The organism is Achromobacter sp. Marseille-Q4954 (assembly GCF_943737025.1).
GTDB classification, from domain to species: domain Bacteria; phylum Pseudomonadota; class Gammaproteobacteria; order Burkholderiales; family Burkholderiaceae_B; genus Achromobacter; species Achromobacter bronchisepticus_A.
Window position 1 is genome coordinate 1,980,425 of the sequence record NZ_CALSFQ010000001.1, and the last position, 26,385, is coordinate 2,006,809.

16 protein-coding genes are annotated in these 26,385 nt (G+C 66.1%); 11 read left to right on the forward strand and 5 right to left on the reverse strand.

Annotated features, from left to right (window positions below):
* The first annotated feature begins 40 nt into the window (after positions 1-40).
* From NGK62_RS09275 to NGK62_RS09310, 8 genes are all read left to right on the forward strand, one after another.
* On the forward strand, positions 41-2,539 hold the full coding sequence (locus tag NGK62_RS09275) for a fimbria/pilus outer membrane usher protein (RefSeq protein ID WP_251878137.1): 2,499 nt from the start codon (positions 41-43) through the stop codon (positions 2,537-2,539).
* Positions 2,540-2,580: 41 nt separating this feature from the next.
* On the forward strand, positions 2,581-3,603 hold the full coding sequence (locus NGK62_RS09280; protein ID WP_251878139.1) for a fimbrial protein: 1,023 nt from the start codon (positions 2,581-2,583) through the stop codon (positions 3,601-3,603).
* A gap of 35 nt (positions 3,604-3,638) precedes the next feature.
* On the forward strand, positions 3,639-4,454 hold the full coding sequence (locus NGK62_RS09285; protein ID WP_251878141.1) for a winged helix-turn-helix domain-containing protein: 816 nt from the start codon (positions 3,639-3,641) through the stop codon (positions 4,452-4,454).
* 527 nt (positions 4,455-4,981) lie between these two features.
* Positions 4,982-5,542, forward strand: coding sequence for a fimbrial protein (locus NGK62_RS09290; RefSeq protein ID WP_059378141.1), 561 nt, complete (start codon positions 4,982-4,984; stop codon positions 5,540-5,542).
* 13 nt (positions 5,543-5,555) lie between these two features.
* Positions 5,556-6,287, forward strand: a complete 732-nt coding sequence (locus NGK62_RS09295; RefSeq protein ID WP_251878144.1) for a fimbrial biogenesis chaperone — start codon at positions 5,556-5,558, stop codon at positions 6,285-6,287.
* Between the two features lie 81 nt (positions 6,288-6,368).
* Positions 6,369-8,993: a fimbria/pilus outer membrane usher protein gene (locus tag NGK62_RS09300; protein ID WP_251878146.1), complete on the forward strand. Its 2,625-nt coding sequence runs from the start codon at positions 6,369-6,371 to the stop codon at positions 8,991-8,993.
* Positions 8,990-9,751: a fimbrial biogenesis chaperone gene (locus NGK62_RS09305; RefSeq protein WP_251878148.1), complete on the forward strand. Its 762-nt coding sequence runs from the start codon at positions 8,990-8,992 to the stop codon at positions 9,749-9,751. The genes NGK62_RS09300 and NGK62_RS09305 overlap by 4 nt, the downstream gene beginning before the upstream one ends.
* Positions 9,752-9,787: 36 nt before the next feature.
* A complete protein-coding gene (locus tag NGK62_RS09310; RefSeq protein WP_251878150.1) occupies positions 9,788-10,978 on the forward strand; it encodes a fimbrial protein in 1,191 nt (396 codons plus the stop codon).
* Between the two features lie 68 nt (positions 10,979-11,046).
* On the opposite strand, the gene NGK62_RS09315 is transcribed toward NGK62_RS09310, so the two are convergent.
* The gene (locus NGK62_RS09315; RefSeq protein ID WP_251878152.1) at positions 11,047-14,073 is read right to left on the reverse strand and encodes a two-partner secretion domain-containing protein; all 3,027 of its coding nucleotides are present in this window, start codon (positions 14,071-14,073) and stop codon (positions 11,047-11,049) included.
* An 80-nt stretch (positions 14,074-14,153) separates the two neighbouring features.
* A complete protein-coding gene (locus tag NGK62_RS09320) occupies positions 14,154-15,842 on the reverse strand; it encodes a ShlB/FhaC/HecB family hemolysin secretion/activation protein (protein ID WP_251878154.1) in 1,689 nt (562 codons plus the stop codon).
* 343 nt (positions 15,843-16,185) lie between these two features.
* Here NGK62_RS09320 and NGK62_RS09325 point away from each other — a divergent pair, with 343 nt between their 5' ends.
* Positions 16,186-16,965 carry a response regulator gene (locus tag NGK62_RS09325; protein WP_502802954.1) on the forward strand — a complete coding sequence of 260 codons (780 nt, stop codon included), beginning with the start codon at positions 16,186-16,188 and terminating at the stop codon, positions 16,963-16,965.
* Positions 16,966-17,137: 172 nt separating this feature from the next.
* On the forward strand, positions 17,138-20,521 hold the full coding sequence (locus NGK62_RS09330; RefSeq protein WP_251878156.1) for a hybrid sensor histidine kinase/response regulator: 3,384 nt from the start codon (positions 17,138-17,140) through the stop codon (positions 20,519-20,521).
* A gap of 20 nt (positions 20,522-20,541) precedes the next feature.
* Here NGK62_RS09330 and NGK62_RS09335 read toward each other — a convergent pair whose 3' ends face one another.
* Positions 20,542-22,068 (reverse strand): sulfatase-like hydrolase/transferase, encoded by a 1,527-nt coding sequence (locus tag NGK62_RS09335; RefSeq protein ID WP_251878158.1) that lies wholly within the window; start codon positions 22,066-22,068, stop codon positions 20,542-20,544.
* Positions 22,065-23,045, reverse strand: a complete 981-nt coding sequence (locus NGK62_RS09340) for a tripartite tricarboxylate transporter substrate binding protein (protein ID WP_165867775.1) — start codon at positions 23,043-23,045, stop codon at positions 22,065-22,067. The genes NGK62_RS09335 and NGK62_RS09340 overlap by 4 nt, the downstream gene beginning before the upstream one ends.
* 124 nt (positions 23,046-23,169) lie before the next feature.
* Here NGK62_RS09340 and NGK62_RS09345 point away from each other — a divergent pair, with 124 nt between their 5' ends.
* A complete protein-coding gene (locus NGK62_RS09345; protein WP_251878160.1) occupies positions 23,170-24,135 on the forward strand; it encodes a LysR family transcriptional regulator in 966 nt (321 codons plus the stop codon).
* Positions 24,136-24,174: 39 nt separating this feature from the next.
* On the opposite strand, the gene NGK62_RS09350 is transcribed toward NGK62_RS09345, so the two are convergent.
* Positions 24,175-26,328, reverse strand: coding sequence for a laminin G domain-containing metallophosphoesterase family protein (locus tag NGK62_RS09350; RefSeq protein WP_251878162.1), 2,154 nt, complete (start codon positions 26,326-26,328; stop codon positions 24,175-24,177).
* Between the last annotated feature and the right edge of the window lie 57 nt (positions 26,329-26,385).

Sequence of the window (26,385 nt, forward strand, 5' to 3'; positions counted from 1 at the left end):
GCCCGGAGCTCAAGCAATGAAAGGCGTATCGCAGGGTCGCATGCCCCCTTCCGCGGCATTGGCATCGCTGTTGCTGGGCCTGGCCTCCTTTTCAGGCCAGGCCGCCGAGCCGGCGGGCGCTGTCTTCAATCAGGAATTCCTCGGCACGGGTGGCGACCAGCCGCAGGCAGACCTGTCCATCTTCAGTTTCGGCAATAGCGTGCTGCCGGGCGAGTACCTGGCCGACGCAATCGTCAACGACCAGTCGCTGGGCAAGAGCAGAATCATCATCCAAGCCCAGGAAGGCCAGCAGCAGCCCTCGGTCTGTCTGACCCGAAACCAGCTGGAAACCTGGGGCGTCAATATGGCCGCACTGCCCGAATCGGCAGGCGCGGACGGCTCCTGCGTGGACCTGGCTGCGCTGATACAGGATGCGACGGTGAGCTTCGACGGAGGAAAACAGCGGCTGCTCCTGAGCATTCCGCAGGCCGCAGTCAAACGCACGGCCCGCGATTCTGTCGATCCGACCCGCTGGGATAGAGGCATCACCGCGGCCTTGCTGGACTATCAGCTCAACATGTCCCGCCAAGGCGGTGGTTCATCCCGCAGCGACGACGGCTCATCCAAGAACGGCGCCGAATCGCCCTATATGGGCTTCGCCGGCCTGCGCGGCGGCTTCAACGTCGGCGACTGGCGCCTGCGCCATAGCTCCAACTACAACCGCGGCTCCGACGGCCGCGGCAAATGGCAGACGGTGGAAACCAATCTGCAGCGCGACTTGCGCTCGATCAATGGCCAACTGTTGATCGGCGACGGCAACACGCCCGGCAACTTCTTCGACAGCGTGCCGTTCCGCGGCGTGCAGGTCTCTTCGGACGACTCCATGCTGCCGGACAGCATGCAAGGCTACGCGCCCACCATACGTGGCATCGCGCGGACCAATGCGCTGGTCACCGTCAGACAGAACGGCTACATCGTGTACAGCACCTATGTCGCGCCCGGCGCCTTCGTGCTGGACGACCTGTACCCCTCCTCCTCCGGCGGGGACCTGGAAGTCACCATTACGGAATCGGACGGCCGCCAGAACCGCTACGTGCAAGCCTATGCCTCGGTGCCCACGCTGTTGCGCGAAGGCACCTGGCGCTACAGCGTCACCGCCGGGCGCTACCGCAACGCCTACGGTTCCAGCGAACGCGAGCCCACCTTTGTGCAAGGCACCGTCGCGCGCGGCCTGGGCCAGGAGTTCTCGCTGTATGGTGGCGTCACCGCAGCCAACATCTATCAATCCGGACTGGTGGGCGTGGGCAAGAACCTGCGCAGTTTCGGCGCGGTTTCCCTGGATCTGTCACATGCCCGCACCTCCACCGAGCGCTTGAAGACTCAGGGGCAATCGGTGCGCTTCCTGTATGCCAAGTCATTCGACGAAGCAGGCACGAATTTCCGCATCGCCGGCTATCGCTATTCCACCAGCGGCTACAGGACTTTCCAGGAAGCGACCGGCGCCGACGAATTCGAACTGGGCGGCAGGATGCCCAACCGCCGCAATGAACTGCGGTTGGACGTGGCGCAGTCGCTCGGTTCCTGGGGGTCGGTCTACGCGTCGGCGCGCCAGCAGTCGTACTGGCAGACGAATCAGAAGGAACGGCTGATCCAGGTCGGATACTCCGGCTTCTACAGGCAGGTCAGCTACAACGTCTTCGTCAACATGAACACTGGCCGCGATGGTTCGAACGACCGTCAAGTCATGTTGTCCGTGTCGATTCCGCTGGGTACCTCGCGCAGCAGCGCGCAGTATTCCGTGGTCACGGGCAACAACGGCCAGACCAGCCACCAGGCCAGCGTTTTCGGCTCCGCGCTCGAAGACGACCAGCTTACCTACAACCTGACGGCCGCCACGTCCAATCAGAGCGGCGTCAGCAGCACCGGCAACGCCAGCTATCTGTCCAAGATCGGCCGCTTCGACCTGGGTGCGTCGCAGGGACGCGGCTACAACCAGATCAACCTGGGCCTGTCGGGCGGGATCGTGGCGCATGCCGACGGCGTGACGCTGGGCCAACCCCTGGGTGAAACCGTTGCCCTGGTGCGCGCGCCGTCAGCCGAGGATGTGCGCTTCGAATCGCATCCAGGCGTGAGCACCAACGCCAGCGGCTACGCCATCGTCCCGAGCCTGAGCCCCTACCGTTCCAATCGCCTGGCCATGCGCACCGCTGACCTGGGCGACACCGTTGAAGTCAGGAACGCGGCGGTGAACTTGGTTCCCACCCGCGGCGCAGTGATACAGGCGGGATTCGATACGGTCGTGGGCTATCGCCTGATGATGACGCTAACCCGCAAGGACAACAGCGTGGTGCCGTTCGGGGCGCGCATCGACGACGAAGCGGGCCAGGAAATCGGCATCGTGGGGCCGGACGGCCAAGCCTTCGTGACGGGTGCTCAGCAGTCCGGAAAGATGCGCATCGTGTGGGGCCGTGGCGCCAGCGACAGCTGTGGCGTGTCCTACAGCCTGCCGCAAGAGGAGCGTCCCGCCCCCATACGGGAAGTCAGCTACGTGTGCCAATGATGCGCGCATTGAAAATCGCAAGACACATGAACGGATATGAGATGAAAGCACCTCACGCGGTCAAGGGAAAACACATAAGCGGCATGTTGGCGGCGGCATGCCTGGCGCTGACGTTGTTCGGGTATGCGCCGCAAACTCTCGCGCAATGCGTACTGGGAGAAGGGATAGACAAGAATGTGATCACTCTGGACTTTGGTCCCGTTGTCGTACCGCCGAACACGCCGGTGAGCCTGACCACCCCGATAGCTGACAAGAGATTTCGGATCAGCCATAAGAGCATAGTCCTGATCGATTGCAGGAAAAGTAGTATCGACGGCGCCAGGTTGGGCTCCATCCTGAAAGGAGAGAAGGTAAGCGGCTCCAACTCCGTGTTTCGGACGAACATTCCCGGCATCGGCATTCGAATCGGATTTCGGATGTGGGAGCAGAACGGAACCCAGTATTTCCCCATTACGTCGCCCATGGGCAAGGGCAGCTACGGAACAAGCACCAGCCCCAACTGGGTAATACACGCCCAGCTCTTCAAGATTGGCCAGATCACCGGGAACGGAGCTCTCGAACCAGGGCAGTACGCAGCCATGTACTCGTCCCACGAGCCGCTGAAGGCCCTGCAAGTGACCGTCAGCGGGCGCTCCACGTCCATCGTTACCCCGTCATGCATCGCCGCCCCTACCGTGCCCATCCAGTTAGGCAAGGTCTGGAAGAACCTGTTCAGCTCGGTCGGCAGCACCGCCGCCGAACAACGCTTCAACATCCAGCTGAACTGCCGCGAAGCCAAACCCGAACTGAATGCCGTGTACCTGCGCATGGACGCCAAACCCGACGCCTCGGGGATACCCGGCGTGATCGCCTTGAGCCCCGACGCCAATGCGGCGACCGGCGTAGGCATCCAGATCCTGGACAAGGACCGCCAGCCGGTCACCTACGGCCAAAGCAACTTGGTCGGCATGTCCAAGGACGGTGTCTACGACGTGCCATTCCACGCTCGCTACTACCAGACTGCAAACCAGGTTACCGCCGGCGTGGCGAACGGCACGGCCACGTTCACGCTTGAATACAAATAAGCCCCATCGAACCCACGAACCACAGGCCACTGATCATGAAAAAACCCGCTTTCAACCACACCGTCCATGTTTGCGTCGAAGCCATAGAGCCGGCCGCGACGCTGGTGCAGGGACTGAGCGACCGCGTCCAGATGGTATGCCTGACCCAATCCGTCCTTCGATTGCAGGAGCAGCTGGCCGAGCCAGGATTGCACTATGTCGTCATGCACGGCAGCGTGGAGTGGCTGGCCGCCATGCTGGGCGCGCGACGCGGCCCCTACGTCGCCGGACTGGTGGTCATGATCACCGCCAATGACTCCTCCAACGCGCGGGCCGAACTGATATGCGCCGGCGCCGACGCCTGCCTGGCCTCGAACGCGGGCATCGATGAACTGCTGGCGGCGCTGAGCAGCCTGGAACGCCTGTCCTCGGCATTGCGTACGCGCCTGCAGCGTGAAGCCGCCACTGCCCCCGAAGCCCTGACGCGGCAGCGCCGCGCCCTGGCGGGGACGATCGCGACGGTCCGCGTGACGCCGGTCCGCGAATGGGCGCTGGTCGAAACGGAGAAAGCGCTGCACGCGCCTGACAGCGCGGGCAAGATCGCGTTGAGCAACAAGGAATTTGCGCTGCTGTCGTGCCTGCGCGGGCATGACTTCCAATACTGCAGTATTGCGGACCTGCACCGCGAGGTCTGGCCGGATGCCGCGGGCCGCCCCGTGCATCTGCAACGCGCCATCGTTTCCAGCGTGGTCGGCCGCCTGCGCCGGAGGGCGCGCATGGCGGGAATCGAACTGCCGCTGCGCACGAGCTATGGGCAGGGCTACACCTTCGTCCATCCGCTCAACAGCGCAAGCCAATGCGTCACCGGTTGAACAGACGCAAGATGATCAGGTGACGGCCGGGGTGGCGAATGGCACCGCCACGTTCACGCTTGAATACAAGTGAGCCGAGTCCAACCCTCGAACCGCTGGCCCCCGATCACAAAAAGCCCGCATTCGGCCATGCGCCCGACAGCGCGGACATGACCTCCAATACTGCAGTATTGCGGATCCGCAACGCGAGGTCTGGCCGGATGCCTCTGACCACCCGGCGCATCCGCAACGTCCCCGGCCAACGCAACCCTACGCAAATTCGTAATCCTCAGACGCGGAAATCGATGTCTTCCGACTAAATTTCCCGGCCCTGCCCCATAAAGTATTCGTACTCGCCGGCTCGCACAGATTCGAGCATACGGCCGACGGGTACGAACCGCCTGGATATCACCGCATTCGCGGCGTCCGGCCTTACATGAATCCCCAGAAAGATCGCTGTTTTCCGGACGCGCAAGGACCCCGGTCCGTCTCGCGCCCGGGGCAGTTTCGATCGCCGCGGGCAAGCCTAGCTTCAAAGGAAACACAACATGAAACGCAGTCTCGTCGCCTCTCTCCTGGCCTCCGGAGCCCTGATCTCCGTGCTCGCGCCGGTACCTGCCCATGCGGTCGACGGCGTCATCAACTTCATGGGCGTCATCCGCGCGCCCGGTTGCGACATCAACGGCAACACCCCGGGCCTGGGCAACACGCAGACAGTGCAGCTGGGCACGCCCACGCCGGAAGAAGTCGGTCTGGGCAATGCCGTCGAAGCCGAGTTCCAGCTGAATCTTGCAGGCGGGGCAGGCTGCACCGACGGCAGGAAGGTCCGCATCATGTTCGACCCGACCAACGGCACCTCAGCGGGCAACCTGGCGCTGCTGGACGCCGACCGCGCGCCCAACGTGGAGATCCAGATCCGCAACAACGCGGCTGGCAACACCGGCATCATTCCCATTGGCGGTTCGGAAATCACGCCGCAGGTCGCCACGATCACGGGCAATCCGGGCACGGCGGAACTCAAGTACGCCGCCAAGTATGTCGAGGTCGGCGGCGCGGCGGGCGCTGGCTCCGGCGCGTCGAGCATCAAGTATCTGCTGTCCTACAACTAAGCGCGGGCCAGTCATGGCGTCGATAGCGCGCATCGTTTCATCCCTGACGGCCGTCTGCGCCATGACCCTGTGCGCCTGGGCTACACCGGTCCGGGCCGGACTGGTGCTGCAAAGCACGCGCCTGGTCATCTCACCGGATTCCCGCGACACGACGCTGGCCATCCGCAACGCGGGCGCCGGCCCCGTGCTGGCGCAGAGCTGGCTGGACGATGGCAATGCGGACAGGTCACCGGCGGACATGCGCGTGCCTTTCGTCCTGGCGCCCGCGGTCGTGCGTGTGGACCCGGACAGCGGCGCCGTGCTGCGGATCTCATACACCCGCGAGCCGCTGCCCGCAGATCGCGAGAGCCTGTTCTATCTCAACGTGCTGGAGACGCCGCCGCGCGATCCGAACGACTCCAATGTGTTGATCTTCCAGTTCCGCTCGCGCATCAAGGTGTTCTTCAGGCCCGCCTCGCTGCGCCCCCACGTCCAGGCCGCGCCGGCCCTGTTGAGCTGGAAGCTGCGCGGACGGGCGCTGGAAGTCACGAACCCGACGCCTTACTACGTCTCCTTCGCCAGCGTCGATCTGGTCGCGGGCGACAAGCGCAGCGCGCTCGAGGGCGGCATGGTCGCCCCATTCGACACCGCGCGCTTCGCGTTGCCGCCCCGCGCGGCCAAACCCGCGGGCCCGGTCTCGGTCCGGTACGAGGTCATCACCGACTACGGCGGAGCCACCAAGGCAGAGCAGGCCGTTACCGAGTAAAGGCGCGGCGCGGCTTGCGCCCGCGAACCACAGAGCTGACACGTCCCGATGGAAAATCTACACGCAAGGGCTTGCCCCCGCTTGCCTGACCTTGCTCGCCCCGCGAACCGGCGCCGGGCGGCCGAAAGGCTCGCATCCGGTCTTGCCGCCGCGCTGGCGGCGGCCTGGGTCGCTCCCGTACACGGCAAGCAGGCGTTCTTCGACCCCCAGATGATGTTCCAAGGCGCAGGCGGCACGGCCATCGACACCAGCCGCTTCGAGCGCGGCAACTTCATGGAGCCCGGCCTGCACAAGCTGGACGTCTACGTCAACGGCCAGTGGCGCGGCGTGGAGGAGGTCCCGTTCCGCCTCCTGGCCGGCAGCGACAGCACCACGCCGTGCTATGACAGCGCATTGCTGGCGCGCCTGGGCCTGGACGTCGACAAGGCCGCGCGCGGCGAGGGCATGCTTGCGCTATCCGCTACCGCAGCCTGCGGCGAGCTGTCGCGCTACGTGCCCGGCGCGCAGGTCAAATTGGAGGTGGCCGAACAGAAGCTCTATCTCACCGTACCCAAGTACTATCTGCGCATCTCCACGCCCGGCGTCTACGTGGATCCGTCGAACTGGGACTTCGGCGTGACCGCGGCCCGGCTGAACTACAACAGCAATCTCTTCACCTCTGAAAGCCGCGGCACACGCACCACGCGCGGTTATGCGGGCCTGAATGCCGGCATCAACGTGGGCGCATTCCGGCTGCGCCACTACGGCAGCGCAACCTGGTCTCCGGGCCACGGCGCGAACTATCAGCGCGGCTACACCTATCTGAAGACCGACGTACCGGCATGGAAGGCGCAGCTGTTGATGGGAGAGAGTTCCACCGACGGCGACCTGTTCGACTCCGTATCGTTTCGGGGCGTGCAACTGGCCAGCGACGAACGCATGCTGCCCAGCGCGTTGCGTTCCTATACCCCGGTTGTCCGCGGCACGGCCAACAGCAATGCCCAGGTATCGGTGTATCAGCGTGGCTACCTCGTATACGAAACCACCGTGGCGCCCGGCCCCTTCGCGCTTGAAGACCTGCAGGCGGCGGGATATGGCGGCGACCTGGACGTGCGCATCGTGGAGGCGGACGGTAGCGCGCGCAGCTTCGTCGTGCCCTTCGCCACGACAGTCCAACTGCTGCGGCCCGGCACCAGCCGCTACAGTCTGACCGCGGGGCGGGCGATAGATCTGGGCTTGGGCAGCAGCTCACAATATTTGCTGCAGGGCACGTTCAAGCGCGGGCTGGGCGACATGTACACGGGTTACGGCGGCCTCGCTTTCACCCGGCACTATGGTTCGGCGCTGGCTGGCGCCGCCGTAAACACCGCGCTGGGCGCATTCGCGGCCGACGTCACGCTATCCCGCGCCGAGCTTCCGGACGAAGGCACGCGGACGGGCGCCAGCTACCGCCTGTCGTACAGCAAGAACCTGCCCAATAGCGGTACCAACTTTTCGCTCCTGGCCTACCGCTATTCCACCAGCGGCTTCGTGGGCTTGCGCGAGAGCATCGCGCTGCAAGGCGCGCCGCAGCGCTACCGCTGGTTCGGCGACGTGGGCCGCACGCGCGGGCGGCTCGACGCCAACATCAGCCAGCAACTGGGTGTCAACGGCGGGAACGTCTATCTGTCGGGGTCGGCCATCCAATACTGGCAAGGCCGTGGCAACACCATCAACTTCGCGCTGGGCTACAGCAACCGTTGGCGCGACATTTCCTATTCCTTCGGCGTGCAGCGCATGCAGAACCTGGCCACCCGCAATTCCTACCGGGGCGGCGGCAGCGACAATTCCACCCTGGTCACCGTGAACCTTTCGATTCCCCTGGGGCGGGCCGAGCGCGGCGCCCCTACGCTCAACAGCTACTACAGCGCCGATTCCCGCGCCGGCGCCAACTTCACCACCTCGGTCGCCGGCTCGATGGGCGAGTCCGACCGCGGCACCTATTCGGTATCCGCGTCTCATGCCAGCCGCGAGAACGCCAACTCGGCAAGCGCAAACATCGGCTACCGGCTGCCGCAGTCCTGGGTGGGAGCCGGTATTTCGCAGGGAGCAGGCTACCGCCAGGCGTCGCTGAACGCGTCGGGCGGGGTGCTTGTCCATGCTGGCGGCGTGACCTTCTCGCAGACGTTGGGGGAAACAATCGCGTTGGTAAGCGCTGACCACGCGGAAGGCGCGCAGATCGGCTACGGCGGCGACCGCCTGGACGGCCGCGGCTACGGCGTCGTCGCCAGCCTGAGCCCCTACCAGCTCAACACCGTCGACATCGATCCGCGCGACATTCCCGACGACGTAGAGCTGCAGGCCAGTTCGCGCAACGTGGCGCCCCGCGCCGGCGCAGTCGTGCTGCTGTCCTACCCGACCCGCGTGGCCCGGCCGGTGTTGATCGACGCCCGCCAGGCCGACGGCGCCGCGCTGCCCTTTGGCGCGGAAGTGCTGAACGCCGCCGACGGCAAGCCGCTGGGCGCGGTGGGCCAGGGCAGCCGAATCGTCATGCGGGTGGAGCAGGATCAGGGCCGCGTCATCGTGATGTGGGGCCCCGGGTCGCAGCAGCGCTGCGCCATCGACTACGCCCTGCCCGAGCGCGCGCGGCAACGCGCCCGGGGTTACGACGCGCTTTCCCTCACCTGCGCGCCGATGCCGGCGGACGGCGGCAGGCCTGCGGGTCCCGGCCCGGTGGCGCGCCGATGATGCGCCTTCTGCGCGCATGCGCGCTGCGCCTGGCCGCCTGCCTGCCGATGGCCGGCATGGCAGCCTGGGCGCATGCGGATCTGACCGTGACCGGCACACGCTTCATCTATCCTGCGCAAGCCAGGTCGCTAACGATACGCACCAGCAACTCGGGGGAGATACCCATCCTGGTGCAGACTTGGCTGGATCAGGAGCAAGCGCAGGCGCGCACCGATCCCAGCAAGCTGCCCGTTCCTTTCGTGCTGACACCCCCGGTCTACCGGCTGGATGCCGGCGAGCGCAAGGCGCTGGAACTGCGCTACACGGGCGAACCCCTGCCGCGCGACCGCGAATCGGCATTCTGGATCAATTTCCTTGAAATCCCCTCGCTGCGGCTATCGCGCCGCAACCAGCTGCAGCTGTCATTCCGGCTGCGGATGAAGGTCTTGTTCCGTCCGCCGGAGTTGCAAGGCGATCCTCGGGAGGCCCCGGCGCAAGTCGCTTGGAAGTATCGGCGCACGGGTGACGTCGCGGCGCCATGGCTGCTGGAAGCGCACAACCCCACCCCTTTCCATGTGTCCCTGGCGCGGCTGGAGCTTCCCGCCGCGGCGGGCGTGCAACGCCTGGACGGCTTGACCTTGCCGCCCTACGCCACCGCCCGCTTCGCGCTGCCCGCCGGCCATCAACCCCAGGCGCACGCAAGCACGCTGCGTTACGAGGCCGCCGATGACACCGGCGACCTGATCCACGGCGCGGCAGCGCTCGCAGCCGCAAACTGAGTCCGAGCCGATCCCGGCTTCCAGGAGTACACCCTGATGAGCAAGCTCTCTATTCCCGTACGCACCCGTACGATCGAAAAACCGGCACGGCCCGCCCTACTCCTGCTGGCCGCCGCGGTGGCATTGCCGTGCGCCCCGGTTCGCGGCGAACTGGTCATGAACCGCCCCGCCATCCATTGCAGCCAGTCGAACCAGGCCGGCGGCCCCTGGCGTGAAGTCTCGCCGCTGACCAGTTCCTCGCAGATCGGCGATGTGCTGTTCGAGCGGGGCGCCGGGCTATTCAACAATTTCCAGCTTGGTTCGGGCGTGGGAGCAGGCATCCTCCACGAACTGGTTGCCGCTGCGCAGTGGGGCCCCAATACAGGCGTGGCCGCCGACGGCACGGCGCAGACAAACGTACCCGGCATCGGGCTACAGGTATCCGTCATGGGCGCCGACGGCGTCGAAAGACGGATCAAACCCGGCGCGCTGCCCGTGGTCATGGACAAGCGTCCTGTGTACTACGACACCGCCGGGTCCGCGTCGCAGAAAAACTCCACCGTCACCGAGTACATTCAGCGCCTGGTACTGACCGACGCCGCGGCCAACCTGCCCAGCGGTGAACTGAAAGTGACGGGCGTGGACCCCAACATCACGCTGATGCTCTATGCCATCAACTACCAGCAGGGCGCGGTGAGCTACGGCGAGGCCATCCAGAACTTTCCCGTCTGGACACCGGGCATTATCGGCGTCTGCGGCAGCCTGCCGTTTTCCTACCAGGGCACCGGCGTCATCGGCATAGGCGGCGGCACGGGGGTAATCGTCCCCAACAAATGCGAGGTCGGCGCCTACCGAACGATCCCTGTCTCGCTGGGCGACCTGCCCCTCTCTCTGTTCGATACACCGGGAGCCACCTCGCCTGCCAAGGAATTCTCCATCGTGCTCACCCAATGCAGCGCCTCGGCCAAGCCGACCATTACTTTTGCCGACAAGTACGGCCCCAACACCGATCCCCATGTGCTGAACCTGAAGCCCGGGTCTGAAGCCGCCGAGGGCATAGGCATCGCCATGATCAACGATACCGGCAAAGTCCCGGTCCGTTTCGGCGCCGCGTATGACATGCAGCGCGTCGGCGACCAGGCCGTCCTGACGCTGCGGGCCCACTACATCCGAACGGCGCCGGCCGACGGAGCGGTCAAGGCCGGCATCGCCGACGGCAGCGCGGAGTTCACCTTCGAGTTTCCCTGAGACCAGGGCGCCTCATGCCAGCAGGGCCATGGACGCGCGCGCCCATGGCCCTGTTCATGCACTGTCCATCAACGCTCGACGATGCCGTAGTTCAAGCCCACCGGCGGCACCAGGGATGCCAGCCCCCACGTGCTGTTGGCGCGCATCACCCCGTAGTTCGCGCCAGCCAGTCCGCCATAGGTATGCTGAAGAGAGTTGGCGAAATTCACCTTGCCGCTCGCGCTGGAATAGGAAACCGCGCCCTGGTTGAGACCCGCGATGCCACCCAGGTAAGCCTGGCCGGCGCCTCCCACCTCACCGGCGGAAGACGACTGCAGGACTTCCCCCATGTCGCCGTTCTCTCCCACCACGCCGCCAACGCGGCTGTTGAAGCCACCGTAGACATTGCCGTTGGCCATCGCGGAAACGATCAAGCCCTGATTGGCCCCGACCAGCCCTCCGGCCGCGCTGTTCTTCCCGGCCGTCACGTTGCCGCTGGCGTTGACCGTTCCCAGCGTCCCGGTGTTGTAGCCGACCAACCCGCCGGCGTATCCGTAGTCTCCACCCGCAACCTTGCCGCGGGCTACAGAGGCCTCTATCGTGCCGCTGTTGTAGCCGGCCAGACCGCCGGCCCGGCCTCCATTCCGGTTGTAGCCGGCCTTGACCTCGCCACCCGCCTCCGCCGTATCGATGCGTCCATCGTTGGCGCCGACCAGGCCGCCCACATTGACGCCATAGGCGGCCGTCACATCCCCCCCGGCCTTGACATCCAGCAGCAGGCCGCCACCGCTGTTGCGTCCTGCGAAGCCGCCGGTGGAGCCGCCGCCCTCGGCACTGACGCCACCTTCCGCGGCCGAGCCCGAAATGGTCCCGCTATTCACCCCCACCAGGCCTCCAGTGTATGCGCTGCTGCCGTTCTGCACCCGCCCGGTCGCAACCGAGCGCTCGATGTCGCCGCCCAGGTTGCTGCCCACCAGCCCGCCAACATTGAGGCCTGCGCCGGTGGCCTGCGTGTTCGCGTGGCTGGACGCGTCCGCAACCAAGCCGCGATTCACGCCAACCAGGCCGCCCATGCCGCCCAGCTCATCGCGCTGCATCGCGCCCGATACGACATTGCGCGAGACGCTACGCGTAATGACGCCGCGGCTCGCCGCGGAATTCAGATTTTCACCTGCCAGCCCGCCTATGGCGATCGTGTGCGAACCTGCATATACGCTGCCTGCAACGGTGGCGCGGTCGATACTGCCGCCGGCGTTGGTGCCCACCAGACCGCCCACCACGTTACGGTGATACGAACTGCCCTTCACGTACATTCCGGCCGTGGACACATTGACGATCTGGCCAGAATTGCGGCCCACCAGCGCGCCCACCGACATGGATGCCGCGCCGGCGGCCGGCGCATTGACCGTCATCGACGCCAGGTTGACATTGCTGATGCTGCCGGACGACGCGGCGAACAAGCCCACGTTGGAACCGGCGCCGCTGACCGAATAGCCGCCGAGCGTATTGCCCAGACCGTCGAACGTGCCGGAAAAGATGCCATACGGACCGCCTATCGCCTGGATCGAACCGCGTCCGCTCAGGTTGTTGCCCAACACGTACAAGCCGCTCAGATTGCGGTCGATGTCCTGCAGCTGGGCGAGGTTCTGGATCACCGCGTAACGCTGGCCATGAGCGCTGAACGACGCGCCTGCGCCGGACAGCGTGATCGCCGCCCCCTCGCCCAGCACATGGCCTCCCGGCGCCTGCAAGGACAGGGCGCCATTGACGCCGCTAATGGCAGTCTTGCCGGCAAGCGCGATTTCCCCGCCGGCGGACATGGCGATGGCAGCGTTCTGGCCGGTTGCGGCCAGGTCCCCGTTGACCGCGATATCACCCGCCGCAACCAAGCCGAGCGCGTTGCCGCTGTGCCACGCTATCGGGCCATTGAGCGCGACGTCACCCGCAGCGCCTTCCAGCACGATGTTGGTGGCCGCGAGGTTGCTGGCGACGGTGTCCGCGTGCACCGTGACGTTTGCCGCCGTGGCGTTAGCGCCCACCGTCACCTCTGCCGACGCGATGCGCCAGGTTCCGCTATCGCCGTTCAATGCCCGCGCATCGACCTCGGCGCCTAGCCGCACGGCCACCTGCTGCCCGCGTATCTCCACCTCGCCGCCGTTGCCATGCGAGGAGAGCGCGCTGGCATTCATCTTGCCCGCAGCCACCACCAGACCGTCACCGCCGCCGTCCAACGTAATCTTGCCGCCTTGACCCTGCAGCGTCTTCGCTTCGATGATGCCCTGACTGTTGACCACCGTGCGCAAGGCCGCTCCCGCGGCGCTGGCCGTCATCAGCACCTGCCCGCCGTCGGCGCTCAGCATGCCGCCATTCTCGGCCAGGGCGGACAGCGCGGCGCCATCCATCCGCAGATCGAGCAAGCCATTGCCGTCGAAGTTCACGGTGAACTCTCCGCCGGCCGCCAGCGCGATCCGCCCCAGCCGCGCCCGGATCACCCCCTGATTGCTGACCTTGGCGCCCAGCAGCGCGACGCTGCCGCGGTCGCGCGCGGCAATCACGCCCTGGTTCAGCACGGAGGCCCCCGATGACCCGGTGAAGCGATAGTTGCCCGCGTTGAAATCGGCGTCGGAAAGCTGCTTGGTCGAGGCGACCAGTCCGCCCACGTTGACCTCCGCGCCCTTGCCGAAAACAATGCCGTTGGGGTTGACGAGGAAAACCTGACCGTTGGCGTCCATGCGCCCCAGGATGGAACTGGGCGACAGGCCATTCACACGGTTCAGCGCGATCGAGCCGCTGCCGGGCTGGTTGAAGGTGACGCGTTCGTCCGCGCCGATACTGAAGCTGTTCCAGTCGATGATCAGCTTTTGCGTATGCTGATTGATCGACACCTGTTTCTGGTCCAGCGTGGCGTGGATATCGCCTATTCCGTTGCCGGCCGCGATTGTTCCGCCCGTCGGCGCGGCATGCGCGCAAGACAGGCCCGCCAGGCCGGCGAGGGCCAGCACGGCAACGCGGCCGCGCCTGCCGCTCCCGGCTTTTCCGCGGCGGCGCGCGGACTCGCGCGCCACGTTCCAGCGTTGTCTGGCCTCGTTCCATACCAGTGCATATGTCTTGTTCATGATTGCCTCGCAAGAATGGCGGATCCGCCGCAATGGCAGGCCGCGCCGGTTAAGAAAACTGCGCGCGTGGTGCGCCCGAGTCAGAAATAGCGCGACGCCTGGAGCCAGAAGCGGGGCTCCCGGTCGGATTCCGTGGCGGGCGGCTGCCGGCCCATCGGCCAGGCGACGCTCAGGTTCACCTGATGGCTGGCGCCGTACTGCGTGACGCCGAGTCCCGCCGCAGCCAGGCCGTTGTGGTTGCGGCCGGGCGTCCAGCGGCGTTTGCTCAGGCGCACGTTGCCCCGGTCGGCGAAGGCGCTCAGTTGCCACCCGGGAGCCAGTTGGTAGCGCAGTTCGGCGCCGGCCAGCCAGCCCTCGTCGCCGCTGGCCGCGCCCAACGGATAGGCGCGCACGCCATAAGGCCCGCCCAGGCTGAATTTCTCAGAGCTGTCCAGATTCTTCGAAGCCCACTGCGCATCCACCCGCGCATACAGCTGTAAGCGGCCAGTGAGCTGCTGCAAGCGGCTGATCGAGAGATTGGTCCTGGCGAACCAGCCGGCGGCGCGCACTGTCTGGCGGTCCTCGCCCTCGGCCTGTGGATCGCCCAGGCGCAGCCGGCCTCGACCATGCGACAGTTGCAAGGCGGTCCGTCCGCCGCCGAACCATCCGTCCTCGCTGCTGCCGGCCAGGGCTAAAGTCCATAGCCCGATACGCTTGCGGCTGCTTACCTCGAAGAGATCCATGCTGTCGACCAAACGCTTGCGCTCGTGCTGCAATTGCAGGCGCAAGCTGGCGTGGCGCGAGCGCACCAAGGGCTGCTGGATGAACACGGTCGACACGTCGGCGCGGCCGTGCGCCCCCAGAGGGCCGAAACGCCTGCCGAGTTCGTACCGCATGCTGGACACGCCCATGCCGACGCGCGTGGACCGGGAGCCAAATGGAAGCTGATAGGCGGCGTTGTAGTAGCGCTGGCCGCCATCACTCCCCAACAGCCGCAGATTGAGCTGGTCGCCCAGGCGCAGGGGGTTGTTGACGCCGATGCTTCCGCTCAGCCGGTACTCGCCTGTGTAGTAGCCGCCAAAATTGTCCGCGTCCAGGCTGCCGAAGACGAGCGGTCCCGCTTCGGCGTCCACCAGCAGGCTGGTGGTCCCGGTTTCCGCACCAGGCAGCAACGTACCCTTGACCGCCACGCCGGGCAGGTCGCTCAAGAGCAGCAGCGCGCGCTCCAGCTCGCCGGCCTGCACCGCCTCACCCGGACGCAAGGCGGAGAGCGCCTGCTCCAGCACGGCATCGCGGACCCGCGCGCGGTTCCGCAGGCCAATCTCGCCATACCTGCCCTCCAACACGGCGATGCGCACGATGCCCGCATCGATGGCTTGCGGCGGCAGATAGGCGCGCGCCAGCACATATCCCTGATCGTGGTAATAGGCAGTGATGCGATCAGCGGCGGCGCGCAGGTCCGGGAACGTCAGTGCCGCGCCCGTCAGATCGGCCAGCACCGCCTGCAATATCGCTGCGTCAACGGCGTGGTTGCCTTCGACATGGAACTCGAGCACCCGGACGGCGGGGCCTGCGGCCGCAACGCCGGACACGGCTGCAGGCGGCTGCGGCTCGGGCAACTGCACCTCGGGAGCCGTGTGGCCCGAAGGCATGGCGGGCAAAACCGATTGCAGGTCACGAATGGCGCGCCCCGCATCCGGGATCTGCGCCCGCAAAGCGTCCGCACACAAGGCCATGGCCAGCCCCGCGCCCAGCGCGGCCATCCGATAGCGCGCTTTCTCCCCTTTCATCACCCATCCCCCCGCTCCTTGCCGTTCTTGCACGGGAAGCGCTCGTCCCCGACCGGCTGACGCGCCGGCCATGCCGGGCGATACTCGTCCTGCCGGCAGAATACGGAGCGGACGGGCGTGGAACTGTGGGAAGACTACGAAAGCGGAGTCGTACTTCTACGATTTGGCGACCGCCCGCCGCGCAGCGCGATTGGCTGCGGTTGCGGCAAGCGCCGTACTTTAGTACTCCTCCTATTCTTTCGCGAGGACGCCGTCGGTAATATGGCTGCAAGCGGCATAGTCACAGCCGCCGCGCACATACAGCGTTTCAAACGTCTGCTTGCGAAACTTGGCGGCAATCGCCATGGACGCACGGCAGTTCCGCAGCAGGCTCTGGATGAACGGGAAAAGAAACATGTCACACGGCCGCATCCGCGTCATCATTGCCGACGACCATCCCATCGTGTCCCTGGGCGTGAGCCATGAGCTCGCGCGAGACCCGGCCATCGAAGTGATCGGCTGCGCCAGGAACTCCACGGACCTGGTGGCCCTGCTGGAAACCCAACCCTGCGACGCGGTGGTATCGGACTACGCGATGCCGGGCGGCAAGCACGGCGACGGGCTGGGGCTCATTGGATTTCTGCGGCGACGCTACCCGGCGCTGCGAGTGGCCGTGCTCACCATGGTCGAGCATCCCACGCTGCTGCGGGCGCTGCTGGCCGAAAAGAACCTCTGCATCCTCAGCAAGGCGGATTCAACGCGCCATATCGCCGAAGCGATACACGCGATGAGCCGCGGCCGGACCTACTATTCGCCGACCGTGAAGGACATGATCATCCGCGAATCCCTCTCGGCGCAACAGCCACGGTTGACGCGGCGAGAGGCTGAGATCATCCGTCTGTTTTGCGCGGGCGCCACCATTACCGAGATATCGCAGATCTCCAGCCGCAGCGTGCAGACGGTCAGTTCCCAGAAGCGCAGCGCGATGAGAAAGCTGGGCATCGAACGCGACGCGGACCTGATCCGTTACGGCTGCGCTGCCCTGCCAATGACCGACGTGACGCTACCCGAAGCGGAGGATGAGAATGCGGCTGAATCTTCGGCGGCGGCTGCGCTTGCCTCTTGTTCAATGTCGACACGCTGAACGCGACCGAGCCCGAGTGGCAGCCGCTTGATCCATGTCAAAACCGCCGGTACGCCTTTGCGCCACGCCTGTCGGAAAAATGTTCAAGTAACTGCGCCCGCCCCCCCTGAAACCTGCAGCGCCCCCATCCACGACCGCATGCCGGCGCCGCCTGACACGCATCCCCCGCGCCTTGATTCGACTACGCCACCGCCTGAGCCCCTCGCGGCTCGATACCGTGACGCGCTTTCGCCGCTATCAGCGCTGGCAAAGCCTGGGCGGCGGCGTGCTGATCACGGTCGCGGTGCTGCTGACCTTCGCCCTGGAAGCCAAGACCACCGCCGAAAAATATCTGGAGTACGTGCGCCAATCGTTCGTGGCCGAACACGCCGTGCTCATGAAGGAAATCTATACGCGCGAGAACGCCTTCCGCATCAGCCAGGCAAGCGCGGAGCTGATGTGGCGGGAAGCGGCGCCCTTTGATGCCGCTCAGATAGCAAAGTACCGCAGCCGGGGCGAAGAGCTGCTGGTGGAGTCCGACGAGGATTCCCGCTCTCAATGGATATTGGGTTCGGGCGGCGGCCGGGTGACGAACGGTGCGACAGGAAAGTTCTTCAATCTGGCCGAGCAGATCGGCCGCATTCCCTCAGGCGGGCCCGCAGCCCATGACAACTCGCTGGCCTCGTTCTTCTTTGGCGTCAATGGCAGCATCGCCGGCCTGGTTCCCGCCCCCGAAGCAGCGGTCCGCCAGCGGATCCTGGCGGACCGCGACCGCTACCTCGCCCTGCTGACCGGCGAAGTCAGCCGGCGCATGCTGATCGCCACCGATGCCGGCACCGACACATGGCGCTCCTTGCGCTGGATCCCTCCCGTCGCCAATCCGATCACGGGCAAGCAGGTATTCCGCATCGGTGGAACCATACTGGACAAGGGCGTGCCCGTCGCCGTGCTGGTGACGGAGTATTCCCCCCTGCAACCCGGCGCTTCGCAGGCAGTGAGCCGGCAGGCGGGCGACTTCGCCATCATGTCCGCCAGCGGCCAACTCATCGCTGCATCGCCGGGCGCCGGTGCCGGCGACGCTCAGGAAATGGCTCCGGCCGCCGACCTCGCCGATATTCCTGCCGGAACGCGCCAGGAAAGGACGCGCTCTGGCCAGTTTTCGATTTCGGAAGGATTGGGGCCCACGGACTGGGTGCTGGTCTTTACGCTGGACTGGAGCAGCATCGTCAATGCCATAAGCGCACAGCTGACCACGCCCGCGATCATGACTGCAACCACGCTGGCGTTGATATGGGCGCTGCTGCTCTACTTCGAGCTGCGCGTGGTCCGACCCTTGATGAACCGTTCCAGGCTGGCGCTGGAGAGCGAGCATCTCAACCGCACTCTCATCGAGACGGCTCCCGTGGGCCTGGGCCTGATCGACGCTGCCAGCGGCAGTCCGCTGCTGCACAGCCCGGCCATGGAGAAGATGACCGCGCGCGTGGGCGTGGGAAAATTCAGCCTTTCGGCAGAGCTGGCCAATCGTTATCGGCGGCGCGCCAGCGCGCCCACAGGGAAGCGCGACACGGATGTGGTCGAGGAAGACCTCTCGTTCGTGGCCCGCGATGGCACTCCCGTCACCTTGTCGGTCAGCATGGCAGGCGCGCGCTACCGCGGGTCGAACGTGGTCGTGGCGGCGTTCATCGACGTCACCGAAAAATACCAGCTAGCCCACCGCCTGCGCGAAGCCAAGGCCGCCGCGGACCGCGGCAATGCCGCCAAGTCGGCCTTCCTGGCGGCGATGAGCCATGAAATACGCACGCCGCTGCACGCCATCCTGGGACACCTGGAGCTGCTCTCGCGCTCGCGCCTGGCGCCGGTCCAGCGCAACCGTCTCGAAACCGTGCGGGCGTCCTCGGGACTGCTGCTCGCCACGATCAGCGATGTGCTGGACTTCTCCAAGATCGAGGCCGGCGAACTCAGCCTGGAGCAGGCGGAGTTCGACCTGCTCGAAGTCACCTCGCACGCTCTGTCCATGTTCGCGCCCCAGGCCCAGGCCAAAGGACTGGCCTTGCTGGGCGATCTGGGCGCTGCGCTCAGGCAGCCAATGCGAGGAGATGCCACCCGGCTGGGACAGGTCATTCACAACCTGCTCTCCAATGCCATCAAGTTCACCGACCAAGGCAAGGTGGTACTGCGTACCCGGACCGACGCGGCCGGCATCGCCGTCGAGGTCGAGGACACTGGCATGGGCATGACGGAAGAACAGGCGCAGAGTGTCTTTCGCGCTTTCAGCCAGGCCGACGCGACCATAGGCCGGCGCTATGGCGGCACGGGCCTGGGGCTGACCCTGTGTTGCCGGTTGGTGGAGGCAATGGGCGGCTCCCTGTCCGTGCGCAGCGAACCTGGAAGCGGCAGCCTGTTCGCGTTCTCCTTGCCGCTGGGCATCGAAGCCCGCGAGGCCGACAGGCCATGGTTCGCCGGCGAGCAGGTGTTGCTGCTGGCCGCGCGCGACAACTGCCGTCACCGCCTGGAAGCCATCCTGCGGACCTGGGGACTGCGCGTCAACGCCCGCCGCCATCCATCCGAACTGGACGAAGACATGCTGGACGAAGCGACGGTTCTCATCATCTGGGGCGACAAGATCGACTGGCAGGCGGAGGACGAAGACAGATTGCTGGACGAATCTTCGTGGGTGATCGATTGCGGCATGCTGGGGCCCGCCACGCCGCAGGACACGGGACGCAAGCTCAGCGTTTCCATGTACGGGCTGCATGGCCTGGCCTCGGCCCTGCGGCATGTGCTGCAGGACACGCCTCTCGCTACCGCGGCGTCCACGCCCGCACCGCGGCATTCGGTCCGTTCGTTGCGGGTGCTGGTGGCCGAAGACAACGCCGCCAACCGCGGCCTGTTCGAAGAACAGTTCAAACTGCTGGGCTGTGAAGTCGATCTGGCGGAGGGAGGCGCGCAGGCTTGCACGCTGCTGGCATCGCAGCGCTATGACGTGCTGGTCACCGATCTCGCGATGCCCGGCATGGACGGCTACGCGCTGGCCCGACAGGCCCGATCCATGCGGCCGGACATGCCCGTCATCGCTGCCACGGCCTGCGTGACGAAGCACGAGCGGCAGCGCTGCGGCAAAGCCGGCATCGCGCGGGTGCTGACCAAGCCCCTGCCGCTAGCCGAACTCGAACTCGCCTTGCTGGACGTGTGCGGACAAACCGGACCCGGCCCGCGGCAAGCCCCGGAGGCGGCCGACAACGGTCCGCAGGCCTTGACCGGCGGACGCGCCTTTCCCCCGGCGCTGCTGCGCACGCTGGAGCAATCTTGCTCGCAGTCCCTGGACACCATCAAACGCGCTGCCGTCGACGAGGACAGCGGCCGCCTGCGCGGCGAACTGCACGCCTTGCGTGGCATGCTGGCCATTTTCCGCCTGCCCGCGCTGGCCGAACAGTGCGCTCAGCTGGATACCCGCCTGAACCAGCCAGGCGTGCGCGGATCGGCAGACGCGGTGGCGCGCATCTGCGACGACGTGCTCGCCGCAGTGAAAAGCGCCGTGGCCATGCCTGATGCCCAGCCGGCCACTGAGCAGGCTTGACCCCTGTTTGCGCCGCGCGTTCAAGCGATACCCGATGCCGGCACGCGCGCCGGCAATTGGTCCGCGGGCCGGGTTGCGAGCATGGCGGCCAGTTCCCGCCGCTTCGCGGCATGACCCGGATCATCGAAGAGATTGTCCATCTCGTCCGGATCTTCCGTCAGGCAATACATCTCACCCGCGCCGCTGCCCAGTTCGACGGTCAGCTTCCAGTCGCGCGTGCGCACGGTGCGCAGCTTCAGCTCCACGCCGCAGCGCGATGCCGCCACATCCCATTCGCTCAAGGCGAACTCGCGGGAGGCATCTCCGCCTTCCAGCAACGGGCGCAAGCTGCGGCCGTGTTGCGGCCCCAAGGCCGACGCTCCGGCGTAGTCGCAGAAGGTCGCGGCGAGGTCCAGCGTGGAAACCGGGTCTTCCACCCTTCTCCCGGCCGCGATGCCAGGGCCGCTGGCCACCATGGCCACGCGCAGCAGGCCTTCATATGGCATGGGCCCCTTGAGCATCAGTCCGTGGTCGCCCAGCCATTCGCCGTGGTCTGAGGTGAAGATCACGATGGTGTCCTGATCCAGCCCGTACTCGCTCAGCGCCTTCATGATGCGCCCCACCTGATGGTCCACCAGCGAGATCATGCCGTAGTAGTTGGCGATGATCCGGCGCAGCGCCTCGTCCGATTGGGTCGGCATGCGCGAGAAATTCTGCCGCACCGCCTGCACTTCGGCATTGCCCATGGGCTTGCTCTCCATGCTGGCCCTGTGCCACCAAGGCCGGCGATCGTAGTCGGTGACGCGATGGCGCGGCAGATCGACCTCGTCGGGATGGTGCAGGCGCGACCAGGGCTCGGGGCAATCGAAGGGGTGATGGGGATCGGGGAACGAGGCCCACAGGCAGAACGGCCGGTCGCGATGCTCGCGCAGGTAGTCGATGGTGCGATCGCCGATCCAGGCGGAGTTGTGCCAGGCTGCGGGCAAGGCGGAATTGAAGGTCTGCGGCGCGCCGCTGGCCGGCCCCAGGTCGGTCTCATACAGCTGGTTGCGCAGTTCGCCCAAGCCGTCGCCGTAGTGCCAGCGCGAATGGTTCAGGCCGCCGGGCAACGGCGTGGGCAGCCAATAGTTGTGGCCCTCCACCACCAGCTCCACATGCTTGAAGCCCATGTACGGCCCCCCCCAGTCCGGTCCCATGCCAGCCTCGCTGTACTGGCATTCGGGCCGTCCGGTGGCCTGGAAGGTATGGTGCGTGGAGAAATGCGCCTTGCCTATGAAGCCCGTGTCGTAGCCGGCAGCGGCGAGGCTGCCAGCAAAGCCTGCCTCGCCGGCGCGCAGATCCAGGTCGATGCCGTTGTCGCAGACGCCATGCGTCAGCGGCAGCAGGCCGGTCAGCATGGAGGCGCGCGAAGGCTGGCAGACGACGTTGGGCGTTATGCAGGCCGCGAAATGCGTGCCCGTGCTCGCCAGCAGGTCGATGTGCGGCGTCTTGACCCGGCGTCCCGCAAAGCCCAGGCAGTCGCCGCGATGCTGGTCGGTCGTGATGAGAAGAATGTTGGGGCGTTTCATTGCTGCTTGCTGGTGGCGGTCTTGATGTCGGAAAGCACGGGCGCGAGAACACGGGTGTCATGGGCGATGCGTTCGCTCAAGCCCAACCCGTCCTGATCGCCCACGATCATGCCCTGGGCCTGCATCTTGTCCCGGACCTCTGGACTCTTCAGGACGGTGGCCACGGCGCGCTGCAAATCGGCCAGCACCGGCGCAGGCGTGCGCGCCGGCGCGAACAGGCCGAACCAGCTATAGAACGTGAAGTCCTTCACTTCGTCCTTCACCATCGGCAGGTCGGGCGCGCCCGCGATGGGCGCGGCTCCCGCATTGGCCAGCCCCTGCACCTTGCCGGCCTTGATCTGCGGCACGGCCGTGCTGGCGACGATGAACATCAGATCGACCTGGCTGCCCATCACGCCGACAAAGCCCTGGGGCGCGGCCTTGTACGGCACGTGCTTGAGCGAGATGCCGGCCGCGTGCTCGAACAGTGCCATCGCCAAATGGTGAGTCGAACCCGGGCCGCCGCTGGCATAGGTGATGGCGTCAGGCCGGGCGCGCGCCTGCTCCAGCAGTTCACGCAATGACTTGAATGGCGCTGTAGGCGCCGCCACCAACACGTATTGCAGGGTCGCCAGCGTCGCGACGGGCGCGAAGTCCTCGGTGCGATAAGGCACGTCCTGCATCAGGTAAGGCACTGCCGTGAACGAGGCGTCCGGCCCCAGCAGCAGCGTGTAGCCATCAGGCTTGGCGCGCGCCACGGCCTGGGCGCCGATGACGCCGGCGCCGCCCGCGCGGTTTTCCACGATGACGGGAACGCCCCATTGTTTGGACATTTCCGCGGCGACCAGGCGTCCGACCACGTCGGCCGCGCCGCCGGGCACCGAGGGCACCACCAGCGTGACGGGGCGGTCCGGATAGGCCGCGGCCGCCGCCAGGGGAACAGCCAGAGGTACGGCCAGACTCAGGGCGGCCAGGGCGCCGCGCGCAAGTTTCAGCATGATTGTCTCCATCCTGCGGCTCGCCTCATTCGCGGACGGCTCGCTGGCAATCATCTTCGGCCAGCCCATCATTCCAGTCCAATGATATATTTTTCACTTTCCATATCAGAGTTGATATGTAGAGATGAGCCCTCCCGACTCCGCTGCTCCCCTGCAGCCAGGCTGGTATCTGCGCGGCCGGCTGCGCCTGCGCCATCTACAGCTCATGCTGTTGCTGGACGAAGTCCACAACGTTGGCATGGCGGCGCAACGCATGGCCACCACCCAGCCCGCCGTGTCGCGCATGATCGCGGAACTGGAGGACATGCTCGGCGCGCGGCTGTTCGACCGCACGCCCAAAGGCACCTTCCCCACGCCCCACGGCGACTCCCTGATCCGCCATGCGCGCTGGGTGCTGGGCGACCTGGAACGCATGAGCGGCGAATGGTCCGCCGCGCCCGACCTCGACGTGGAAACCATCCATGTCGGCGTCAACTCGGCGGCAGCGGCTTACCTGGTGCCGCGCGCGCTGCTGCGTTTCGAGCAGCAGACGGCCAACGTCAATGTGCTGGTGCGCGAGGGTTCACTGGAAGCGTTGATGCCGGACCTGCACACCCGCAAACTGGACTTGCTGGTCGCGCGCATGGGGGCCGCCGCCCGCACGCCTGACACCCTGACGCAAGTGCTGTACGAAGAGCCGATGTGCGTGTGCGCGCGCAGCGGACATCCGCTGATGGATGTGGCCCAGGTTTCCTGGGCGCAACTGGCGGCCTATCCGTGGGTCATGCCGCCGCGCGGCAGCCCGGCGCGCATCGGCCTGGACATGCTGTTGCAGCGCCATGGCCTGTGCCCGCCTTCACGCATCGAATCAGCGTCGGCCCTGAACAACATGATGTTGATGGCCAACAGCGACCTGCTGTCGCTGCTGCCCCGCTGCGTCGCACGGCACGCCGCCGGCGGCCGCGAAATCGCCATCCTGGATATAGAACTGCCGCCCGTGTTCGGCCCGCTGGGCATCGTGCGGCACAACAGCCTGGACTTGTCGCCGCGGATGCGGGATCTGATCGAGTGCCTGCGGGCCGAGGCTGCAGACGCGGCGGCGCCGCGCTGAGCGCATGCGGGACGCGTGGCGCGCGCCCCGCATGCAAGGCTAGCCGACGCGGCGCGCGGTCAGCCACTGCGCGGGCTTGAGCGCCTTGTCCACGATGCGTATCTCGCCAATGCTGCCGAAGAAGCCGTCGGCGCGCTCGCCGTCCCACGAACCCGCGCCGATCACCCAGGGCATGTCGGCGGCCAACGTCGCCAGGCCGGGGGCATTGCTGACATTGCGCAATACCGGCGCGCCCTCGATGTACAGAATGGTCTCGTGCGTGTCGGCGTCGTTGACCACCGCGACGTGGAACCATTTGTCCGCAATGATCTCACCCGACCAATTGGTCTTGCCGCCGCGCTCGCCGGCCACGACCGGCACGATTTCCCACTGGATCTCGCGCAGACTGGACACGGCGAAGATCAGGGGCGGAGATTCCGGATCGCCGCCATTGAATCCCGCCAGGTCGCCGCGCTTGCCGTCGCGCGTCATCACGTTCATCCAGGCGTGCTTCTGCGCGCTCCAGTCCCGGTCTATCTTCAGGAACGCCTCGACCGTGTAGCCGTTGGGCACCGTGGCGCTGTTGATCGCCGCGGCGGCTTCAGTGGTGAAGTAGCTCATGCGCGCGGTGTTCTTGTCGGTGTTCAGGAAGCGCACCGAACCGGGCGCGGCGGACAGGTAGTGATGATCGTCCGACCAGACCAGGTCGCCTTCCTGCGCGCCCGCCACGCCGTCGATGTTGAGCGCCGCGCGGCGGATCGGATTCAGCCCGGTCAGATCCGCGACAGTTTCACCCACCTTGACGGGCAGGCCGGCCTTGCCGCCAAAGAAACGCCAATGCGCCAGCGTCCCCGCCACCAGCGGATAGTCATTGCTGTCGGCGGCCGGCTTCTGTTCGACGGTCGCGGGATCCGTGTAGTTGGCCAGGATCAGCGCCGTGGCCTGTTCCACCAGCGAGGTGTGCGAGGGAGCCGCGGCCTTGAACGTCTTGTTGAAGCCGGAGAAGCGGCTGGCGAAGTCCATCTTGATGGTGAACTGCTCGTTGGGCGTGGTCAGCACCGCCTGGTCGAACGCGTTGAGCGTGTCCTTGGGCTTTTGCGGCACCCAGGGCGAGAACGACAGCACCCGGATCTCGTTGTTGCCCAAATCGAATTCGTATAGCCGCATCAGGCCGTTGCCGCCCTGATAGGCCATCTGGTAATCCACCACCATTTCCTCCACCGCGTGGCCGTAGGCATTGGTCTTGGTCAGGCGAGTGGCGCCGTGGTAGTGGCCGTTGAGCGTCATGAAGATCTGATCGTTGTCGCGGATCAGCTTGTCCCACAGCATCTTGCCGTAAGGAACTTCCAGCGGGCTGACGCCATCCTTGTCGATGTTCAGCAGCTGGTGGTTGATCAGGATGGCGGGCAGAGTGGGATTGGCGCGCAGCACCTGGTTGGCCCAGGCCAGGGCGTCGTTCGACGCGCGCCAGGACAGCGACAGCACCAGGAACTTCTGCCCTTCGGCCTCGAATACGTGGTACTCGTGAAAACCGCTGGCGTCGCGGCCGCCGAAGGTGGCCTGCTGCTTGGCGCGCGTGACGCTGAAGTGCTGCAGGTAGGGTTCCTTGGCCAGGTCGCGATGCGCGTCGGTGTTGGCCGACTGGCTGCTCTCGTCCACATAGTCGCGGTCCACGATCACGTCGTGGTTGCCCGCCAGGATCGAGTACGGCACCTTGGCGTCTTCCAGCACCTTCATCGCGGCGCTGGCCACCTTCCACTGGTCGGGTTTGCCCTGCTGGTCGACCACGTCGCCCAGATGGACCAGGAACGGAATATTGAGCGCCTTGGCGTGCTCGGCCACCCAGCGCGTCTGCGCCTGGTAGGGCTCGCTGCCGTACTTGCGCATGAACTGCTGGTTTTCGGCGTCGGTGGCGTAGCGCGAATAGAACTGCGTGTCCGGCAGCACCGCGAGCGCGAAACTCGACACCAGGGCCGGTTGGGGCTTGCCGGTACCGCCGTCGCCATCATTGCCGCCATTGCCGTCATCGTCGTCGTCATCGCTGCCGCCATTGCAGCCGCTGAGCAGGAAACTGCCGCCCATGGGCAGCAGCGTCACGCCCAGGCCGGCACGCAACAGGCTGCGCCGCCGGTTGTCGGGCGCCTGCGGCAGGGCATCCGCCGTCTGCTCCACGATCTGCGTATCACCCTGGCCGTGCTTGCTGTCCTTCGTCATCTCTGCTGCCTGTTCAAAAAAGATGGCAGTCTAGAGAGGCCGAATGACGGCGGGATG

Coding starts and splice junctions, on each gene's coding strand:
- NGK62_RS09275 (WP_251878137.1), top strand. CDS start 41: ATGCCCCCTTCCGCGGCATTGGCATCGCTGTTGCTGGGCCTGGCCTCC.
- NGK62_RS09280 (WP_251878139.1), top strand. CDS start 2,581: ATGAAAGCACCTCACGCGGTCAAGGGAAAACACATAAGCGGCATGTTG.
- NGK62_RS09285 (WP_251878141.1), top strand. CDS start 3,639: ATGAAAAAACCCGCTTTCAACCACACCGTCCATGTTTGCGTCGAAGCC.
- NGK62_RS09290 (WP_059378141.1), top strand. CDS start 4,982: ATGAAACGCAGTCTCGTCGCCTCTCTCCTGGCCTCCGGAGCCCTGATC.
- NGK62_RS09295 (WP_251878144.1), top strand. CDS start 5,556: ATGGCGTCGATAGCGCGCATCGTTTCATCCCTGACGGCCGTCTGCGCC.
- NGK62_RS09305 (WP_251878148.1), top strand. CDS start 8,990: ATGATGCGCCTTCTGCGCGCATGCGCGCTGCGCCTGGCCGCCTGCCTG.
- NGK62_RS09310 (WP_251878150.1), top strand. CDS start 9,788: ATGAGCAAGCTCTCTATTCCCGTACGCACCCGTACGATCGAAAAACCG.
- NGK62_RS09315 (WP_251878152.1), bottom strand. CDS start 14,073: ATGAACAAGACATATGCACTGGTATGGAACGAGGCCAGACAACGCTGG.
- NGK62_RS09320 (WP_251878154.1), bottom strand. CDS start 15,842: ATGAAAGGGGAGAAAGCGCGCTATCGGATGGCCGCGCTGGGCGCGGGG.
- NGK62_RS09325 (WP_502802954.1), top strand. CDS start 16,186: ATGGACGCACGGCAGTTCCGCAGCAGGCTCTGGATGAACGGGAAAAGA.
- NGK62_RS09335 (WP_251878158.1), bottom strand. CDS start 22,068: ATGAAACGCCCCAACATTCTTCTCATCACGACCGACCAGCATCGCGGC.
- NGK62_RS09340 (WP_165867775.1), bottom strand. CDS start 23,045: ATGCTGAAACTTGCGCGCGGCGCCCTGGCCGCCCTGAGTCTGGCCGTA.
- NGK62_RS09345 (WP_251878160.1), top strand. CDS start 23,170: ATGAGCCCTCCCGACTCCGCTGCTCCCCTGCAGCCAGGCTGGTATCTG.
- NGK62_RS09350 (WP_251878162.1), bottom strand. CDS start 26,328: ATGACGAAGGACAGCAAGCACGGCCAGGGTGATACGCAGATCGTGGAG.